This window comes from Ruminococcus sp. MCC718, assembly GCF_018783905.1.
In the GTDB taxonomy this organism is placed as follows: domain Bacteria; phylum Bacillota; class Clostridia; order Lachnospirales; family Lachnospiraceae; genus Hominisplanchenecus; species Hominisplanchenecus faecis.
In genome coordinates this window covers 1-242 of the sequence record NZ_WQNP01000034.1, presented here as the reverse complement: position 1 = coordinate 242, position 242 = coordinate 1, and the positions used below count along the sequence as shown (strand labels likewise).

Sequence of the window (242 nt, the reverse complement as noted above, 5' to 3'; positions counted from 1 at the left end):
TTGCGATTTGGTTTTGAGTTGATAGAATATATCGCTTCACTTTATAATTGTGAGATTGAGATTATTGATAATACTGAAAAGTCCGAACAGCAGGAACTTGTTGAAGATCTGGTTCAGATAATTACTGTATTCAGTTGCAAATTACAAGGAAAACGAGCAAACAAAGCTAAGAAACTTATCCGGGAATTGATACAGGAGGAAGCAGATGGTAAAAGCCATAAAAGTAATGTTGATACCAAATA

1 pseudogene is annotated in these 242 nt (G+C 33.9%); it reads left to right on the top strand.

The window, feature by feature from the left end:
* Positions 1–242 (top strand): annotated as a pseudogene (locus tag GPK60_RS04740) (IS607 family transposase); the annotation flags it as partial.